General features: G+C 45.4%; 18 protein-coding genes. 9 read left to right on the top strand and 9 right to left on the bottom strand.

Annotation, left to right across the window (positions count from 1 at the left end; all coding sequences use genetic code 11):
* Positions 1 to 94: 94 nt before the first annotated feature.
* Positions 95 to 1,570 (top strand): peptide MFS transporter, encoded by a 1,476-nt coding sequence (locus ACU01J_RS19725; RefSeq protein ID WP_481087218.1) that lies wholly within the window; start codon positions 95 to 97, stop codon positions 1,568 to 1,570.
* Between the two features lie 173 nt (positions 1,571 to 1,743).
* On the opposite strand, the gene ACU01J_RS19720 is transcribed toward ACU01J_RS19725, so the two are convergent.
* From ACU01J_RS19720 to ACU01J_RS19700, 5 genes are all read right to left on the bottom strand, one after another.
* On the bottom strand, positions 1,744 to 2,646 hold the full coding sequence (locus ACU01J_RS19720) for an EamA family transporter (protein ID WP_481087217.1): 903 nt from the start codon (positions 2,644 to 2,646) through the stop codon (positions 1,744 to 1,746).
* 76 nt (positions 2,647 to 2,722) lie between these two features.
* A complete protein-coding gene (gene phnR / locus ACU01J_RS19715) occupies positions 2,723 to 3,427 on the bottom strand; it encodes a phosphonate utilization transcriptional regulator PhnR (RefSeq protein ID WP_481087216.1) in 705 nt (234 codons plus the stop codon).
* 9 nt (positions 3,428 to 3,436) lie between these two features.
* Positions 3,437 to 5,161 carry a putative 2-aminoethylphosphonate ABC transporter permease subunit gene (locus ACU01J_RS19710; protein WP_481087215.1) on the bottom strand — a complete coding sequence of 575 codons (1,725 nt, stop codon included), beginning with the start codon at positions 5,159 to 5,161 and terminating at the stop codon, positions 3,437 to 3,439.
* A gap of 8 nt (positions 5,162 to 5,169) precedes the next feature.
* On the bottom strand, positions 5,170 to 6,276 hold the full coding sequence (locus ACU01J_RS19705) for a putative 2-aminoethylphosphonate ABC transporter ATP-binding protein (RefSeq protein ID WP_054866913.1): 1,107 nt from the start codon (positions 6,274 to 6,276) through the stop codon (positions 5,170 to 5,172).
* A 248-nt stretch (positions 6,277 to 6,524) separates the two neighbouring features.
* Entirely contained in the window at positions 6,525 to 7,535 is a 1,011-nt protein-coding gene (locus ACU01J_RS19700) for a putative 2-aminoethylphosphonate ABC transporter substrate-binding protein (RefSeq protein ID WP_038890633.1), read from the bottom strand.
* Positions 7,536 to 7,801: 266 nt separating this feature from the next.
* Between ACU01J_RS19700 and phnW the strand changes: the two genes are divergently transcribed.
* From phnW to phnX, 3 genes are all read left to right on the top strand, one after another.
* Entirely contained in the window at positions 7,802 to 8,905 is a 1,104-nt protein-coding gene (gene phnW, locus ACU01J_RS19695) for a 2-aminoethylphosphonate--pyruvate transaminase (protein WP_481087214.1), read from the top strand.
* A 26-nt stretch (positions 8,906 to 8,931) separates the two neighbouring features.
* Positions 8,932 to 10,311: an aspartate aminotransferase family protein gene (locus ACU01J_RS19690; protein WP_047478368.1), complete on the top strand. Its 1,380-nt coding sequence runs from the start codon at positions 8,932 to 8,934 to the stop codon at positions 10,309 to 10,311.
* Positions 10,312 to 10,391: 80 nt separating this feature from the next.
* A complete protein-coding gene (gene phnX / locus ACU01J_RS19685) occupies positions 10,392 to 11,207 on the top strand; it encodes a phosphonoacetaldehyde hydrolase (RefSeq protein WP_481087213.1) in 816 nt (271 codons plus the stop codon).
* Between the two features lie 66 nt (positions 11,208 to 11,273).
* Here the strand turns inward: phnX and ACU01J_RS19680 are convergent, their stop codons facing one another.
* The gene (locus ACU01J_RS19680; RefSeq protein WP_481087212.1) at positions 11,274 to 11,864 is read right to left on the bottom strand and encodes a DUF1294 domain-containing protein; all 591 of its coding nucleotides are present in this window, start codon (positions 11,862 to 11,864) and stop codon (positions 11,274 to 11,276) included.
* Positions 11,865 to 12,081: 217 nt separating this feature from the next.
* Between ACU01J_RS19680 and ACU01J_RS19675 the strand changes: the two genes are divergently transcribed.
* Together ACU01J_RS19675 and ACU01J_RS19670 are read left to right on the top strand one after the other, a co-directional pair.
* The gene (locus tag ACU01J_RS19675; protein WP_481087211.1) at positions 12,082 to 12,402 is read left to right on the top strand and encodes a hypothetical protein; all 321 of its coding nucleotides are present in this window, start codon (positions 12,082 to 12,084) and stop codon (positions 12,400 to 12,402) included.
* Positions 12,403 to 12,459: 57 nt separating this feature from the next.
* A complete protein-coding gene (locus ACU01J_RS19670; protein ID WP_481087210.1) occupies positions 12,460 to 13,146 on the top strand; it encodes a helix-turn-helix transcriptional regulator in 687 nt (228 codons plus the stop codon).
* Between the two features lie 4 nt (positions 13,147 to 13,150).
* Here the strand turns inward: ACU01J_RS19670 and ACU01J_RS19665 are convergent, their stop codons facing one another.
* Entirely contained in the window at positions 13,151 to 13,366 is a 216-nt protein-coding gene (locus tag ACU01J_RS19665; protein WP_481087209.1) for a cold shock domain-containing protein, read from the bottom strand.
* Between the two features lie 69 nt (positions 13,367 to 13,435).
* Positions 13,436 to 14,110: a pyrimidine 5'-nucleotidase gene (gene yjjG / locus ACU01J_RS19660; RefSeq protein ID WP_481087208.1), complete on the bottom strand. Its 675-nt coding sequence runs from the start codon at positions 14,108 to 14,110 to the stop codon at positions 13,436 to 13,438.
* A gap of 95 nt (positions 14,111 to 14,205) precedes the next feature.
* Between yjjG and ACU01J_RS19655 the strand changes: the two genes are divergently transcribed.
* The 3 genes from ACU01J_RS19655 to yiaY all read left to right on the top strand — a co-directional run bounded on the left by ACU01J_RS19655 (position 14,206) and on the right by yiaY (position 16,860).
* Complete coding sequence (locus ACU01J_RS19655; RefSeq protein WP_481087207.1) at positions 14,206 to 15,123, top strand: LysR family transcriptional regulator; 918 nt, start codon at positions 14,206 to 14,208, stop codon at positions 15,121 to 15,123.
* Positions 15,124 to 15,280: 157 nt separating this feature from the next.
* The gene (locus ACU01J_RS19650; RefSeq protein WP_481087206.1) at positions 15,281 to 15,433 is read left to right on the top strand and encodes a hypothetical protein; all 153 of its coding nucleotides are present in this window, start codon (positions 15,281 to 15,283) and stop codon (positions 15,431 to 15,433) included.
* Positions 15,434 to 15,711: 278 nt separating this feature from the next.
* Positions 15,712 to 16,860: an L-threonine dehydrogenase gene (yiaY, locus tag ACU01J_RS19645; protein ID WP_481087205.1), complete on the top strand. Its 1,149-nt coding sequence runs from the start codon at positions 15,712 to 15,714 to the stop codon at positions 16,858 to 16,860.
* A gap of 47 nt (positions 16,861 to 16,907) precedes the next feature.
* Here the strand turns inward: yiaY and ACU01J_RS19640 are convergent, their stop codons facing one another.
* A complete protein-coding gene (locus tag ACU01J_RS19640) occupies positions 16,908 to 18,239 on the bottom strand; it encodes an IS4 family transposase (protein ID WP_481084253.1) in 1,332 nt (443 codons plus the stop codon).
* Positions 18,240 to 18,334: the final 95 nt, after the last annotated feature.

Here is an 18,334-nt window from a genome sequence, read left to right as displayed (position 1 = left end):
GATTTATGCGATAATTGTTTCAATTTATAACATACCACAAATGACATTATACATAGATGTTAATTCTGTGATAAATTAAAATAAAGAGACGATTATGTGGAATAAACTCAATAAATCAATGATGTTTTGCCAAGCGATGTTTGGCTTATCATTCTACGGCGTGATGGTAATTTTGACCCGTTTCTTCTTAGAAGATCTAGGGTATAGTGAAGCAGATACCATGATGGTTGTTGGTGCTTTCTCTTCTATTGGGCCTCTGTTTGCAATTGCCGGCGGCTTTATAGCAGATAAATTCCTTGGTGCCTACCGTTCTTTAACTATTGCCTACGGTACATTCGCAACAGGCTACACACTACTGGTTCTTGGCGCATCAGCCACTAACATACCTATGGCTTTAGTTGGTATCGCGCTGGCTAGCTACGCTCGCGGTTTGATGTCTCCTTCTTACCCAAGTCTTTACAAACGCACTTTTGCAACAGAAGAAGATTTTGAAAATGGCTACCCTGTAAACTATTCAGTAAACAATGTCGGCGCGCTATTAGGTCAATACCTGTTCCCTATGTTCGTTCTTGTTATTGGCTTTCACGGTAGCTTCATGCTATCTGGGGTCATGGCAACATTTGCCTTTGCAGTCCTTGTGATTTTCAACAAACAATTGGTCAATGTTGGTGCTGAGATCGACCAACAACCAGTCAGCGCAAAAAACTGGGTTGCTTTCCTCGGCCTTTCGGCAGCGATGGTTGGCTTGGTATTTTTCATGTTCTCTAACATGGATATTGGTCAAAACATCGTTTATGCGATTGGTGCAGCGGCGATCTTGTACTTCATTTCGTTGATGTTCAAATCTGGCAAGTCTGACGCACTTAAAATGGGGACTATCCTAATCATGACAGTGCTGACTACCTGTTTCTTCGTTTACTACGGTCAGATGATGACTTCGATGACGATGGTAACAATCAATACAATGCGTGGTGACCTATTTAACCTCATTCCAATTGCACCAGAAGCATCAATGGCGATGAACCCACTATGGTGTATTGTTGCTGGTCCAGTGATCGCTTACACATTCTCTTCTCTAGAGAAAAAAGGTATCAACTTCTCAACAGCAACTAAGATCGGCTTTGCCTTCATTTTCACAGCGATTGCCTTTGGTATTCTTACTATGGCGGTAATGAACATTGGTGAAGATGTGATTATTCGTCCAGAAGTTTTTCTAGCAATTCACTTCTTCCAAGCATTTGCCGAAGTAATTGTAGGTAGCTTAGTTGTAGCATTCATTCTATCGGTAACACCGAAGCATATTGAAGGCTTTTCAGTATCACTATTCTCTGTTGCGATGGCATTAAGTGGCATCGTTGGTGCTGTGTTCTCTACTTCTATCGCTTTAGAAAAAGGCCAAGAGATCACCCAAGAAGTGGTACAGACGGTATATGGTGGTTACTTCCAGTTGCTAACCATCCTTGCTGTCGTTATGGTCGCTATTGCACTGGTTTCCTCAGTTATCATTCGTAAGATGCTTGAAACTGCACGTGCAGAGCAACAGCCTGAGCTTGTTAATGCAGAAAGCTAAACTCGCCGACTAGCGGAAAATAGAAAACCCAAGCAAACGCTTGGGTTTTCATATTAATTGCTAGCAAAAACAGTTGTTCAATATAATTAATCGCGTTGACGAGCTTTATATTCGTAGCCCACATTAATCACTGGTTGATAAGCCTTCGTATCATATTAAAATTTGCCATCACCCTACAGAACTGTCAGCACCAAACCAGAAAAAATCATCCCCGAACCCAACAATCGCGTCATCGCAAGTTTTTCACCGAGCAAAGCCACTCCAAATACAAGCCCGAAGATGATACTGAGCTGACGCAACGCCACGATATAACTCACATTGGTCGTCATAGTCATCGCATAAAGCACCAAACCATAGGTGGTTAGCATCATCAAACCAGCCATTGCTGACGGCGTTCTAATTTGCCAGGCTTGGGAGAACTCTGTCCATTGGCGGGTCATCACCACATAAGCTGAGATCACTAGGAAGATGACCCAAAACTGGATACCTAAATAGAAGATCGCCGAATCTAGGCTAGTTACACCATTAAAAACACCCGCATTTAAAAGATTGAGCGCTTCCTTATCTAAAATGGAGTAACCCGTTGTCCCCAATGCGGCAATCACTGCCCAGATGACAGCAAGTGAACAGTATTCTTTGATACTAAGCTGACGCAATGAAGAAAGCGGAACAATCAAGCAACCCAACGTGATTAAAACGAACCCTAGCCAAACCTGCGTTGGCAATACTTGACCAATAATCGCGGTCCCAACTCCAACCATAAGAACAGGTAGTGCTCTGGCAATCGGATAGACAACCCCAATATCACCATGTTTATAGGCATGCCCTAACCCAATGAGGTAAACAACCTGCGCAGTACCACTAAACAGAAGGAACCAGTAAAATGTGGAAGGAAGCTGCGTCCAGCCAACTTGGAAAAAATACCAAGTCACAAACGGAGCTAGAATCAGTGAAGCTGCGGCGCTACTGGATAAAAAAAATGCAGTACCGGAAGATTTATTGCTTTTACTCAACAGGTTCCATCCTGCATGAATTAAGGCAGAAACAACTATCAGCCCAATCGCCCACAACGACATAGTGAGACCTTTTGTCTAAAGGTGAGAACAAAATGAACTCTAGGCTTGCTCTATCTTGCTAAGCCTAGAGGTGACATTAACGCTGAAGCTCTGCGATCGATTCAATACTAATGGCATCATGTCGCCAATACTCGATATCGCAATCAATCAACTCACCGTGTTGGTTGTAGTTGATGCGCTCCACCACCATCGCTGGCGTGCCGGCTGTCGCGCGCAGTGCCTGTGCCATTTCACCCAACAAAGTACTGGTTGAAATGCGGTAGCGAATCTTTTGATACGTCACGCCATAATGCTCGCGGTAAATATCCGTCAGTGAATTTGATAAATCGTAGTCCAACAGGTTCGGAAACAGCTCTGGACGAATGTAGTTTGTTACGAATACCACAGGTCTGTCTTCAAGGTATCGCACACGGTCGACTCGATACACATCCGAGAAAGGTTGCAAGTCCAGCAAGCGCGCCGCTTGTTTGTTTGCCAACGTCCCTTTTGCTGCGACCAACTCCGTTTTTGGCACGCGATTTTGCGCTTTCGCCATGTTCGGGAAGTTCAGCGTTTGGGTTGGGTCGTAACGCAATGGCTCGGGTGAAATAAACCAACCTCGGCGGTCTTCGCGATAGATTCGACCTTCCGCTTCCAGCAGTGATAAAGCTTCACGCAGAGTGACGCGTGTAGTATCGAACGACTCCGCCAACTTACGCTCTGCTGGCAGTTTTTGACGCGGCGATAGCATGCCCGCTTCAATCTGTTCAACAATCGAATCTTTAATTTTTACGTATTGCACGAAGTGTCCTTATCTTTTGCGCCAAGCTTGTGTGCGATTTTCTAACAATTTACCCAAAGTCATCTGAACAATCTTCGCAATTGCGGCAGCCATCATGATCATCACAGCCATTGCCGCTGCAGCGCCAGTTTGACCAGCATCGTCCATATTCAGAATCGAGACCGAAGCCGGAATCGTATCGGTTGAGTAAAGGAATACTACCGCAGAAGTGGTGGTCAATGCATTAACAAACAAGTAAGTCGCAATGTCCAAAATCGCAGGTAAACAAACAGGTAATGTCACTTTAAAGAACAACTTGTATTGAGGAAGCTTCACCGATGCCGCCGTGGCTTCAATCTCCGATGGCAACTGCTTTAGCGCTGTCAGGGCGGTCATGTGACCCACTGTGTAGTAATGCACTACCGTGTTAATTACCAAGAATGCCATGGTGCCATAAAGCACGTTCAGAGGATTGTTCGCATCATTGAAGTAAAAGATGTAACCCAAGCCAAGCACCATACCCGGAACTGCCATTGGCACCACGCTGAGCATTTGCATCACTTGGCGAATTGGACCAAACGCACGCCCTTTCTCAATGCAGTAAGCACCGACAAAGATGATGGCTGTACCAATAACTGCCGTCCAACCTGCCAGCGTTAGCGAGTTGAAGAATGGACTCCAACCGTAAGTGCTCATTTCAGCAAAGTTGTAGTTGTTTAGCGTCAACGCTTTGTTCCAAGGCCAGAACGTAACTAACGAGCCATACACCGCCATGCCAAGCACTGCCAACACTGCGATAGAAATGATGCTGCAGTAAAGCAAACAAATGCTGTCGCGCGCTTTGTTAGGTTCTGGCTGATAAGGCACCGAGCGAGTGTCAAATAAGCTCTTTTGCTTTTTCTGTACCCAGCGGTCTGCGCCGAACGCCATTACCGCAGGGAATAGAAGCATAATGCTGGTCACCGCCCCCATGGCAAAGTTTTGCTGTCCCACAACTTGCTTGAAGATGTCAGTCGCCAGAACGTTGTAGCTTCCACCAATCACTTTCGGCACACCAAAGTCAGTGATAACTAACGTAAAAACGACGATAAGCGTACTGATCAAACCGTATTTCGCCGCAGGTAACGTCACCATAAAGAAGGTTTTGATGGGTGAGGTTTTAAGTGCGCGAGCTGCTTCATACAAGCGGGCATCTGAAATGCGCAGCGAAGTGGTCAAAATCATCAATGCATGAGGAAAGGTCCAGAAAATCAAACCCATCGAGATACCAATCACGCCGTAAACCGAGTTTCCTAACAGCATCTCTTTGGCAATGCCTTGATTACCAAAAAGGAAGATCAAACTGATCGCCGGCAACAACGAAGGCGCAAGGATCGGCGCGGTACCTAGGATTTGAAACAAACCTTTAAACGGCATGCATGAACGAGTCAGCGCATAGGCATAACCAAACGCAAGCACACCCACTACCGAGGTCACTATCACGCCCAAAGTAAAAGTGTTGCCCACCGACACCCACAAGCTTGAAGAAGAAAAGTATGTCGCAAAGTTTGCCAATCCGACAAATTCGCCATTGGCATTTTGCACACTCTTGGTCAACATTGCCCAAAGCGGCATTAAGATGAACAGCACCATCATGGTCGACAAGCCAGCAAGAAAACCAAATAACACAAGGTTGTCGCGGCTGACACGTCCGAGTAGTGATTTTGCTTTGTCTTGTGTGGTCAGGCTATTCATCGTCATTGTCTTCGTATCCATGTTTACACCTACGCCGCTAGCGCTTTATCAACCGAGGGCACGGCGTAACCATGCAGCCCTTCTTCAGCAAACTGGATGTAACGTACATCGCCCGCCTTGATATTGAGTTTTTGAACCGTTTCCACAGGCACATCCACGACGATGGTTTTCGTTGAGCTGTCGTTTTGCAATACGCAATCAATGCGGAAAAACGCCCCCAAAAACTCGGTAGCCGTAACTCGCACTGGTAAAGAGTTGGTGTAGTTTTCAACGAACTTGATGCTTTCAGGACGCACCGCAAGGTCGAAGCGATCACCACGTTGGATCTTACGATTGGTCAAGCTGGGCGTTGGCATCAGGGTTTCAGCAATGCGCACTTGGGAGTCTGTTGCGACTGAGGTTTCAATAAAGTTCATGCTGCCGACAAACTCAGCAACAAAGCGCGTTGCTGGTTGTTGGTAGATCTCTTGAGGTGTACCGACTTGCTCAATCACACCATGGTTCATTACCACAATACGATCCGCCATCGACAACGCTTCGTCCTGATCGTGCGTAACCATGATGGTGGTGATGCCAAGCTTACGTTGCAGCTTACAAATCTCGTCACGTAAGTGAACACGTACTTTTGCATCTAGCGCTGACAGCGGCTCATCAAGTAACAGTAGACCCGGTGACAACGCCAATGCACGAGCCAAAGCAACACGCTGCTGCTGACCACCAGAAAGTTGGTTAGGAAATTTCTCGCCAGAGGTTGGAAGACCAATGGTTTCTAGCCAGTAGTCCACCTTCTCTAACGCTTCTTTGGTCGACATACCTTGGTTCTTCAAACCCACCGCAATGTTCTCTTGCACAGTTAGGTTCGGAAACAGCGCGTAAGATTGGAATACAATGCCGAAATCGCGCTTCTCTGGTGGCAGGAATGTGGTCTCTTGACCGTTTTGAAAGATTGCACCAGATGTTGGTAGGTCTAAACCTGCAATGGCACGTAGCAGAGTGGTTTTACCGCAGCCAGAAGGACCAAGAAAACAAACGAACTCGCCCTTTTCAATCGCTAACGAGATTTTCTTTAATGCAGTGAACTGTCCGAATTGCTTCACTACATTTTCGATATTTAGGTAATGTTGGTTAGTTGACATAACACACGCTCCAAATGGTATATACCAACCTTAGTTTTGGAGTGTTACGTTCCAATGACAAATTTATAGCCAGAAGATGACAAATAGATGAAGGACGGTGAGGTTTGTCCAAGTGGTAATGAGAGATTCCCATCTCGCTCCTTCGTCACTCTCGAGAATGACAAGGCTTCAATAATGAGGTTATTTCGAAAACAAAAAATCCACCTCAGCCGAGGTGGATTTCAATATTCAACACAAAGCAAATTCAATTAAGATTTTGGCTCTGATTTCGCATCGAACTTCTCAGACCATGCCGCTAGGATCTCTGCACGCTTGCTGCCCATTTGCGCGAAGTCCATCTTCGCCATGTTCTCTTGAACGTTCGGGAAGTTAGAAACCTTAGCTTTCACTTCTTTATGTGCAACCACTGGGTACATTTCTACGTAAAGCTCGTTTGCTGCTTTAGAGATTGACCAGTCGACAACGCGCTTCGCTGCATCAGACTCTTTTACTAGACCGACTGCTTCTGATTCCCAGCCGATGCCTTTTGGTGTGATAACCGCTAGTGGTGCGCCTTGTGTTTTCAGCTTCGCGCCGCGGCTTGCCATCGAAATACCGATGGCTACTTCACCCATACCCGCTTGAACACATGGCTTAGAGCCAGAGTGCGTGTAGTGTGCAATGTTCTTGTCTAAGTCACGCATGTAATTCCATGCCTGATCTTCACCCATGTTTTGTAGCCAAGCAGAAACTTGCATGTAGCCAGTGCCTGAAGACGCTGGGTTCGGCATTGCAATGTGACCTTTGTAAACCGGCTTTGTTAGGTCTTCCCAAGACGTTGGTTTCGGTAGGTTAAGTTGTTTCGCTACCGCTTCGTTAAAACAAACTGCGTTAAAGAACGCATCGTTACCGAACCAAGCTTGGTTTGATTGAGGGTCGTTTAGGTTCGCGTGCAGCTCTTCCAAACCTTTTGGTGTGTAAGGCTTAAGAAGACCTTCATCTTTAAGCAGTGCCATTGACGAGCCAGCAAGACCCCAAACCACTTCCGCTTGAGGGTTGTTCTTTTCTGCCAGCAACTTCGCCGTCATGATACCGGTTGAATCGCGAACCCACTTAATCTTGATATCTGGGTTATCTTTCTCAAACGCAGACTTGTATTTCGCAAGAATATCAGTTTCGAAAGCGGTGTAAACCGTGACTTCCTGTGCTGCCATTGCATTCGTAGCTAGCAGAGAGACAAGTGCAGCCAGCGATCCTTTCATCAAACGGTTTTTCATCATTTTCTCCAGTTAATTTGGCTAAGTTTTCATTTGGTCTGTACCAGTTGACGATAACCACCCTACTGAGCCTTTGTGACGAAATCATGACCATTAAATGGCAGTTTTACGAAAATTTGCGATGAATAATCGTTCAATTGATCCGCCATTTTCTGGATATTAAAGTTTTATGAAATTGGATATTCGCCTATTTACTGCCCTTTTCTTCCTCGCTAGAGTGAACTCGAAATTTGGTGTAGACCAACCAGCCTATTCTGATGGAAATCGAGATGAAAAACGAATACCTACTACTGACTCCAGGTCCTCTATCTACTTCTGAAACGGTACGTGAAGCCATGCTTAAAGACTGGTGTACTTGGGATGATGAATACAACAAAGACATTGTAGAGGTGATCCGCACTAAGCTTGTAAAACTGGCGACTCAACAAGACGGCTACACCAGCGTACTGATGCAAGGTAGCGGCACCGCATCAGTAGAAGCGACGATTGGCAGCGCCATTGGCAAAGATGGAAAGTTGTTGGTTGTCGACAACGGTGCTTACGGTGCGCGTATCGCTCAGATCGCTGATTGCCTAAATATTCCATGCCATGTAGTTTCCCCTGGCGAAACATCACAGCCACACTTGAACGAGGTGGAAACTGCATTGGCATCGGATCCTGCTATCACACACGTGGCAATTGTTCACTGTGAGACAACCACTGGCATGCTTAACCCAATTGAGGCATTTGCTTCTGCGGCAAAAGCACACGGTAAAGTCGTGATTCTCGATGCCATGTCGAGCTTTGGTGGCATTCCTATCGATATCGCAGAGCTAGGCATCGATTTTATGATCAGCTCTGCAAACAAATGTATTCAAGGCGTGCCGGGTTTTGGCTTTGTGATTGCGAAACAAACTGAGCTAGAAAAGTGCCAAGGTCAGGCACGTTCTTTGAGCCTTGATCTTTACGACCAATGGCATTGCATGGAAGTGAACCACGGCAAATGGCGTTTTACGTCTCCAACACACACGGTTCGCGCTTTCTACCAAGCATTACTAGAGCTGGAACAAGAAGGCGGCATTGAGGCTCGTCATCACCGTTACCAAACTAACCAGAAAACACTGGTTGCAGGTATGCGTTCTCTGGGTTTCGAGCCGCTACTGAGTGATGACCTTCACTCGCCAATCATCACTTCTTTCTACTCTCCAACGCACAGTGATTACCAATTCAAAGCGTTCTACACACGTTTGAAAGAGCAAGGCTTCGTGATTTATCCGGGTAAGGTGTCGAACGCAGATTGCTTCCGTATCGGCAACATTGGCGAAGTTTACCCAGCAGATATCGAGCGCTTAATCGGTGCGATTGAAAAAGCCATGTACTGGCAAATTGCGTAAAGCAGCCTTCTGATTGAGAGAGCGTTATGACTCAGAATATCAAACCGACCCATTTCCGCAGCGAAGGCGATGTCAACACGACACCAGCGCGCCAAGCTTGGAATGCATCGATGGACGACGAACGCACGCAAGCATTATTGAAGCGTGATTCGGAGGTCTTTCTTCATCAAGCCATGTCAACGCCTTGCTTAGATACCTTGGAAGCAGCAGAAGGCATCTACATCCAAGATGCTACCGGCAAAAAGTACATGGACTTCCATGGGAATAACGTCCACCAGTTGGGCTATGGTCATCCGCATGTGATTAAACGTGTGCAAGAGCAAATTGCCAAACTGCCGTTTTCACCACGTCGTTTTACCAACGAAACTGCGATTGAATGTGCCGAAAAACTCACCCAAATCTGCGGCGGCGAATTGAACCGCGTGTTGTTTGCTCCGGGTGGCACATCTGCGGTTGGCATGGCGCTTAAACTAGCGCGCCACATCACGGGCAACTACAAGGTGGTGTCTCTGTGGGATTCCTTCCACGGCGCATCATTGGATGCCATTTCAGTAGGTGGCGAAGCGTGTTTCCGCCAAGGCATGGGACCATTAATGGCAGGTGTTGAACGCATTCCACCAGCAGTGTCTTACCGTGGTGCTTTCCCAGTTGCCGACGGTAGCGATGTGCATTATGCCGACTACCTTGAATACGTGATTGAGAAAGAAGGCGGCGTGGGCGCGTTTATCGCAGAAGCAGTTCGTAATACCGACGTACAAGTGCCGAGCAAAGCCTACTGGAAACGCATCCGTGAAATCTGCGACAAACACAATGTCATGCTGATCATCGACGACATCCCTAACGGCATGGGTCGCAGCGGTGAATGGTTTACCTACCAAGCCTACGACATCGAGCCAGATATGCTCTGCATTGGTAAAGGTTTGGGCGGAGGCTTAGTGCCTATCGCAGCCATGGTAACCAAAGGCAAATACAACACCGCCGAGCAAATCTCCATGGGTCACTACACTCATGAGAAAAGCCCTATCGGTTGTGCTGCAGCACTGGCAACCATGGAAGCCATTGAGCAAGACGGCTTGCTAGATAAAGCCAAAGCCGACAGCCAGTTCATGCGTGAAAAGCTGCTAGAGATGAAAGCCAAGTTCCCAGTGATTGGTGATGTTCGTGGCATCGGCATGTTGTGGGGTATTGAACTGGTCACCGACCACGAGAGCAAAGCACGCGCGTATGACGAAGCGGAAGCTGTGCTTTACCAATGCCTCAACAACGGAGTGAGTTTCAAGGTATCGCAAGGCAATGTGATTCAACTCAGCCCACCGCTGATCATCACCCGCGAACAACTAACAGAAGCGTTGGCAATTTTCGAAGAAGCGATCGCCAAAGTGTGTAAAGACTTTAACTACTTCTAACCTCAACAAAAACCAATTTACCCAGAGCGCGGTTCCAACGTGTAGGCAAGCGCTCTGGCAAGCAAGAAAAAGGATTGAACATGAGCAACTCACCAATTCAAGCAGTGATCTTTGACTGGGCTGGCACTATCGTCGATTTCGGCTCTTTTGCACCGACCAGTATCTTTGTGGAAGCGTTCAAACAAGGCTTTGATTTCGATATCGACCTTGAAGAAGCGCGCGAACCAATGGGGCTTGGTAAGTGGGATCACATTCAAGCTGTGGGTCGCATCCCTGCGGTTGATAAGCGTTGGAATGAGAAGTTTGGTCGCTCAATGACCAGCGAAGACATCGACGCTATCTACGCAGCATTCATGCCTCTACAAAAAGCAAAAGTGGCTGACCATGCAGACCCAATCCTTAATGCGATTGAAGTTGTGAACGGTCTGAAAGACAAAGGCATCAAGATCGGTTCTTGTTCTGGTTACCCTCGCGAAGTGATGGACGTATTGATTCCGGTGGCTGCGGATTACGGCTACAAACCGGATTACGTAGTAGCAACGGATGACCTACCTCAAGGTGGTCGCCCTGCACCATTTATGGCACTGAAAAACGTGATTGAGCTGAATGTTACCGACGTTAATGCGTGTATCAAAGTGGATGACGCCGCACCGGGCATCGATGAAGGTCATAACGCCGGTATGTGGACCGTTGGCTTGCTGCTTTCTGGTAACGAAGCAGGTCTGACGTTTGAAGAATACCAAGCCGCGGACGAAGCAACACTTAATGCCGCTCGTGAAAAAGCGCGTGCAAAATTGCTCAAGAGCTCGCCGCACTACCTTATCGATACGATCGCAGACTTCCCTGAAGTGGTGGCAGATATCGAACGTCGCCTAGCAGCAGGTAAGCGTCCATAAAACAACAAGCGGTAACGCAAACAACAAAGGGCTCAAATGAGCCCTTTGTTGTTTGCAATGATGATTCTAAGTACGGAGACTATAAAGCACCTCTTGCAAGAAGAGCGCTCCCTCATTGGTCAAACTCCAGCAAAAGAACATAATATTCATGACAACCGTAGACCAAAACAAGAACTTAAACCCTAAGTCGTTATATTTGTGGTGCATGAAGGACTGAGCGAATAACGCGCCAATCCAGCCACCAAATAAATTCAATAGATGGAAAGAGACTTCAGGAATCCTCCATCCTCCTGTCATTAACGCATGCCTATCAAAAGCGTACACCACATACGTGACCGTACTGACAGCAAAATATAGAACACATGCCATAACCGGAAAATCAAGTAACACAACACTACCAAGCAAAGCACTAAAGAACCACACGGCGATTGCGAGGGAAAAATTAAACACTATCGGTCTTTCTACTTGAACCGCTCTCATCCCACCACTACTGTCAGAATCTAAACGAAACACGACCGGCTCACTGACACAGGGTGTCTGAGAAGCATTCGCTAAATCACTAATATGAAAGACAATTTGTGTGTCTTGATTTTCTACAGAAATATAACCGTAACCCTTGTTTGGGTCCCAGTGCGCTATTGTGCCCTGTATAGACATGTTGGTTTCCTTACCTAGCAGCTGACTCTTGCAAGTCATTAATTTTGTATGTTTTACAATACCTATAGCACACATATTCTACCACGCGCATAATGATAGGTATTTTTTGTCTATTTTTTGACCTTTAACACTACTGACACATTCTGACAGTCACTTTGAATATTCTTATTGCGACGTTAAGCAACACCCCACAACTCCAGATAAATAAGGAAATATGATGAAAAGTGTTATTGAAATTGTCCGCTTCAAATTGCAACAAGACGTAACCAACGAGCAACTGATTACTGCCATTGAAAAAAGCCAGAAATTTGTCTCATCGTTAAATGGTTTTGAATATCGCTCATTAAGTTTCGAGCAAGAGAGTGAGACTTGGACAGATGTTGTTTATTGGGACTCAATGGGCAATGCTAAAGCGGCTGGCGAGCAATTTATGTCGAGTAAAGAGTGTGCACCATTGATGGCTCTTATTGACCCTGAAAGTGTCATCATGCAACATCAAACCATCATGATGAGTGATTTAGCTGCGAAATACCGCTAATACTAATTGGAAAGAGGCCGAACTCGGCCTCTTTTTGTCACAGAGAAAGGAATCTGCGTGAGTAAGTCTGAACGTCTCTTTGAACTTTTGACCCTACTACGCTCAAAGCGATATGCGGTCACCGCCGCCCAACTCGCTGAACGTATGGAAGTGAGTGAACGCACCATCTATCGCGATATCCAGTCACTAATCGGCTCAGGGCTTCCGATTCAAGGAGAAGCTGGCATAGGCTATATGCTGCAAGATGGCTCTCACCTTCCACCACTGATGTTTACCGACAAAGAGATGCTAGCTCTAGAGCTAGGAATGCGCATGGTTCGTGCATGGTCTGATGATGAGTTGGCTCAAGCCTCTCAGTTAGCCTCTGCCAAGATCCTTTCAGTGTTGCCGGATAAACTCAAGCAACAGGTCGAGAGCTTCCCGATTTTTGTACCAGAAATTCACACCGCCTCTGAAACAGCAAGAAGAGGCAAGATGTTACGCCACGCGACTGATGACAAGCTAAAGATTGAAATACATTATTCAGATTATCAAGGCGCTGAAACAAAACGTTGCTTACAACCATTAGGCCAAATATTTTGGGGCAAAGTGTGGACCTTGGTTGCTTGGTGTGAATTAAGAGATGATTATCGCCACTTTCGTATCGATAGAATTAACAAGCTGACGATTTTGGATGAGAAGTTTGAGACGACCAAAACTAAAAATCTGGAGCACTACTTAAAACAGCACGCTCCAGACGCCTAACACACTACTTGCTAATTGATGGCGAAATATTTAAGGCAAGAAGGCAGCCGCTCAGGTCAGATTCAACATCGAACTCTACAAGTTCATTCACATGCGGCTTTATCTGTGACTTTTCCAAATCCCTAACGTGAAAGAAGATTTTAGCACTTTGGTTCTCTTCTTCGATAAAGCCATATCCATGACTCGCATCTAAATCTACAATTTTTCCAAGTATCGACATGAGCAACGCTCCTATTTACAGAACCTGTTGCTTCATACCAACAAGCACACTATTTGGATCACTATGCGATTAAGCAAGTAGAATATTTTTCAGTTCATGCAGTGAGTTTACTGTGTAGCTTGGTGAGATTGATGAATCCTGCTCGTCTCCCGCATGGTTTAACCAACAGGTTTCTATCCCAAAGTTGATCCCGCCTAAAATATCCGAATGCTGGTTATCACCAACCATAAGAATTTTACTCTTACATGGCATTCCCATCTTTTCTAAAGCATGACTAAAGATAGCTAGGTCAGGCTTGGCAACACCGACTTCTTCTGAAATGATGACATGCTCAAAGTATTGGCTCATACCCGTTCGCTCAAGTCGAATTGCCTGTAACTCAGTAAAGCCATTCGTGATGATGCCCATCTTTGCCTTGCCGTGCAGGCTATCCATCAGCTCTTTCGCCCCTGGCAACAAAGTACAAATATCGGCCATCGCTTCAAGAAACGCACTGTTTAGCTCTGAAGTGGTCGTTTCCAGTCTATCAGCCCACTCTTGAAAGCGAGTATGTTTCAGTTCATGCGCGGTTATCGTTCCATTTTGGTAATCCACCCATAAAGGCTTGTTAACGGTCTGATAGTGGTTAAAGTCTTGCTCGGTAAAGTCCACTCCCTTGCGCGAAAACATCAGTTGCATGCCTTTAAAAGCATCAAAGTGAAACAAGGTTTCATCGGCGTCAAACAAGATCCAATCGTATTTCATTCTTATCTCCTCAAAAATACGCGCTTAGTGTAGATTGTTTTCTTTTAGATGATAATCTATTAATACAGAAACTCATTGTTCACTATATATCAACTATGCAAGCTTTCTCCGCTATTCCAGTCTTCGTTTCCGTTGTCGAAAACGGCAGTTTCTCTGTCGCAGCGAGAAAACTCAATATCACTAAATCAGCAGTCAGTAAACGAATTACTCAACTGGAAGATGAACTTGGTATCCGGCTACTCAATCGTACCACTCGAAAAATCAGTTTGACTGAAGCCGGGCAACGTTACTACGACTACGTTGTGCAATCTTTAAGCTTGGCTCAGCAAGGGATTGATGCCGTGTCAGAGCTACAAGGGACACCGCGTGGAAAACTGAAAATCACGACACCAATGACATTTGGTGTTTTGCATGTCTCTCCTTTGATTGCCGAGTTCTTATCCTTATATCCAGAAATCGAAATCGATCTGCAACTTGAGGACCGAATGGTCGACCTGGTGGAAGAAGGATTTGATTTGGGAATTCGAATTGGACACTTACCGGAATCGAACTTAATTGCCAAGAGGCTGGCTCCTTGCCTAAGCGTGTTATGCGCAACACAATACTATTTAGACACACATGGTACGCCTAGCAAACCCTCTGATCTTTCTGATCATAATTGTTTACTTTATACCTATTACCGAGGCGGCACAGAATGGACCTTCACTAACGGAGGCCAAGAACACAAAGTGATTCCGAAAGGACGTTTATCTGTTAACAATAGTGAAGTGATTAGAAAGACATTACTTAACCACGGTGGTGTGGCGAAACTGCCAACTTTCATCGTTGGAAAAGAGCTAGCTGCGGGCAATCTAAAAATCGTTCTACCCGACTACTCCTTACCTCAGCACGCTGTGTATGCCGTTTATTCAGCGCGAAAACATATGCCGCTTAAGGTTAGAGCATTCATCGATTTCTTAGACGATAAACTTGGTACAGATACGCCATACTGGGATAAAGAATTAGGGCTTTAGTGGCTATACCCATTTGAGCACATTCAGTTGATGTGACACCAAGCTCATAAATAGCGTGCATTCGCTGTTGTTCGGCGATTGTATGACCTAAGACAATAATGGCCATTAACTAGCGAGACACAATCATTACGTACCCTCTGTTCTAGGAGATAATGATATGAAACGCTTTTTTCCATCCAGTGTCATGTTGACACCATTTGTTGTTAAACACTATGCGTCCGATGAACGTGAAGATGCTATTGAAGAAGAACTGCAAGAAGAGTTAGTACTAGAATCAGACCAAGAGTCGATTGATTCAGAAAATCGATAGTCTATCTTAAGCTCCTTATAGCTACTGGCAAAATACCTGCCCTTACATCTCACTATAGGGATTTTATTTTATGGCGTGTTTATCCAATTATGTTGAGTAAACGATTGCGCTAACTCTTTAATATTTAGCACATTTATTGTAAAACAGCCTTTAATGTGACACAGATCGCGAACCATTTTTAGCATACCACTTTTGGGCAGTTTAATTGCCTAAGATCAATTTTATGCTCGGGTTATATATGCAAATCTAAATGCAGTTATTAATTATGGAGTTATCCAATGACAAGTGCATTCTTTATCCCTACAGTGAACCTAATGGGCGCTGGCTGCCTTAAAGATGCTACCGACAGCATCCAATCTCAAGGCTTCAAAAAAGGTCTTATCGTAACCGACAAAATCTTGAGCCAAATTGGCATGGTAAAACAAGTTCAAGATCTGTTGTCTGAGCGAGATGTTGAGACTGTAGTATTTGATGGCACTCAACCAAACCCTACTATCAGCAACGTTAACGACGGCTTAGCACTTCTAACAGCTAACAACTGTGATTTTGTAATTTCTTTGGGCGGCGGTTCACCACACGACTGTGCTAAAGGTATCGCACTGGTTGCGTCTAATGGCGGCCAAATTGCCGACTACGAAGGCGTTGATCAATCGGCGAAACCTATGTTACCGCTTATCGCAATCAACACCACAGCAGGTACAGCCTCTGAAATGACTCGCTTCTGCATTATTACTGATGAAGAGCGTCATATTAAGATGGCGATTGTCGATAAACACACTACGCCGCTAATCTCTGTCAACGATCCTGAGCTAATGCTAGCAAAACCAGCATCACTTACGGCTGCAACGGGTATGGATGCGCTAACCCACGCCATTGAAGCGTATGTTTCAATTGCGGCGACGCCAATTACTGACGCGGTGGCAATCAAAGCCATCGAACTGATTCAATCACATCTACGTACAGCGGTAGAAAACGGTGATGATATCGAAGCGCGTGAACAAATGGCTTACGCTCAGTTTATGGCTGGTATGGCATTTAACAACGCTTCACTAGGTTACGTTCATGCAATGGCGCACCAACTAGGTGGTTTCTATGATCTACCACACGGCGTGTGTAACGCAATCTTGCTACCGCATGTACAGCGCTACAACGCGCAAGTCTGCCCTGAGCGTCTTCGTGACGTTGCAAAAGCAATGGGAGTAGATGTAGAAGGCATGACGGCAGAACAAGGTGCTAGTGCCGCTATTGACGCGATCGTTGCCCTAGCGAAGGATGTAGGCATCCCTGCTGGCATTAAGGAGCTAGGTGCGAAATCAGACGATATCCCAACTTTAGCAGATAACGCGCTAAAAGATGCTTGTGGCTTTACTAACCCGAAACAAGCAACCCACGAAGAGATTTCTGCAATCTTCGAAGCAGCGATGTAACGAGTTCTTTTCCTTGTAATCCAAGCCTCCCTCGGGAGTAATGCCAGTCAGTTAAGCTGACTGGCATTTTTTCTATTTGTTGCGTACTTCTTGGGTTTCAACTTCACCCATCGAGGATAACTTCTATCTTCTCTTCGAGGCGGTAAGATAAACATGGATACATGCTCTAGTAATACCTCATAGTGTTTAGGGAGCTTTCCTGGGCTTGTTAAAGGCAACGCTGCAAAGTATTGCGTCACAGCCATAGCGCTACTCGTAAAGCTCAGTTGATTTGGCCAGACGCTATCTAACCTACTTGCCGCTTTTGTCATAACCTGCCTGATAAGGTTATAGGCGAGTAAAATACCCCAGAGCTCCTGCTTAACCATATCTGGACGCTTGCTTCGCAATGTATACTCACTGTCAAGTAAGGTCTGCTTCATTTCCCGATAGCCTAATTCGATTTCCCAGCGATAACGATAGAGCTCTACGATTTCTTCGCCAGGAAAACGTAACCCATCACGCATTGATGTAAGCACCTGATACTCCTTACCTTTAATGATTTTTGAGACTAACCTTGCTTCAACTACATCAGGAAGTTCACTAAACTTCTTTCTTGCCTGAGGTGTTGTTTTAATCGCAACGATTGCATCACTCTTGCTGTACCTATGAACGACTTCATACTGGAAGTCTTTTCTCACAGGGAGCATCCAATGCCTCTCTTGGCCGACTTTGTTCCATCGGTTAAGCAGTCCCAGAGAGTAATATCCTTTGTCAAAAATAGTCAGAGAATGGTCTGGCGTTTGTTCTATGAGTTCTTCTGCAAGCCGCATTTCGTTGGTTCGATAGTCAGAGAATGCACTATCGATGAGCTGATGACTTGTAAGCTCCATCAAGCAAACCATGCGTATCTTAGGGTAAATATTTTCAGATGACTGATTACGCTGTGCTTTAAACTCTTGATGATTTTCAGGTGTATCTGCCGTTCTCCAAACGACACCATCGACAGATAGAAGATTGAGTCCACACCAAGTTTCAAACTTAGAAGATTGATAACTCTGAGCCGCCATCGTCTTAAAGACTTGTTTAACACCTTCTTCGCCTAATCTCTGCCTCGCTTGGACAACAGCACTTGGCGCAACAAAGCGCTGTTTGTCTGGTAGGACAATATCAAGTTGGTTAGCGATATCCCAAACAGATTGTTGCCGAAAAAGACTCATTCCTACAACGGACCAAAGTACTGCTTCCAAGGGTAAGCGTCTTCTTCTCACTGTTGCTACACCAGCTTTTTCAAAACCTTGCTGGATAAGCTCTGGACTAAGGATCTCAGAGTATTTGTCAAAGTGATGGAAGGTATTGCATGAGCGAAAAGTATTCGCAAGTTGGCTTTCTAAAGACATGAAAAATCCGATATTAGTTTCCTAATATCGGATTTTGAAGCCTTTTGAGGATCGGTCAAATGATCTCAAAAATTTTTCTTAACTGATCGGCATTA

The organism is Vibrio sp. 2433-A1 (assembly GCF_056726085.1).
The sequence above is the reverse complement of the archived record's forward strand: the minus strand, read 5'-3'. Positions and strand labels throughout refer to the sequence as shown.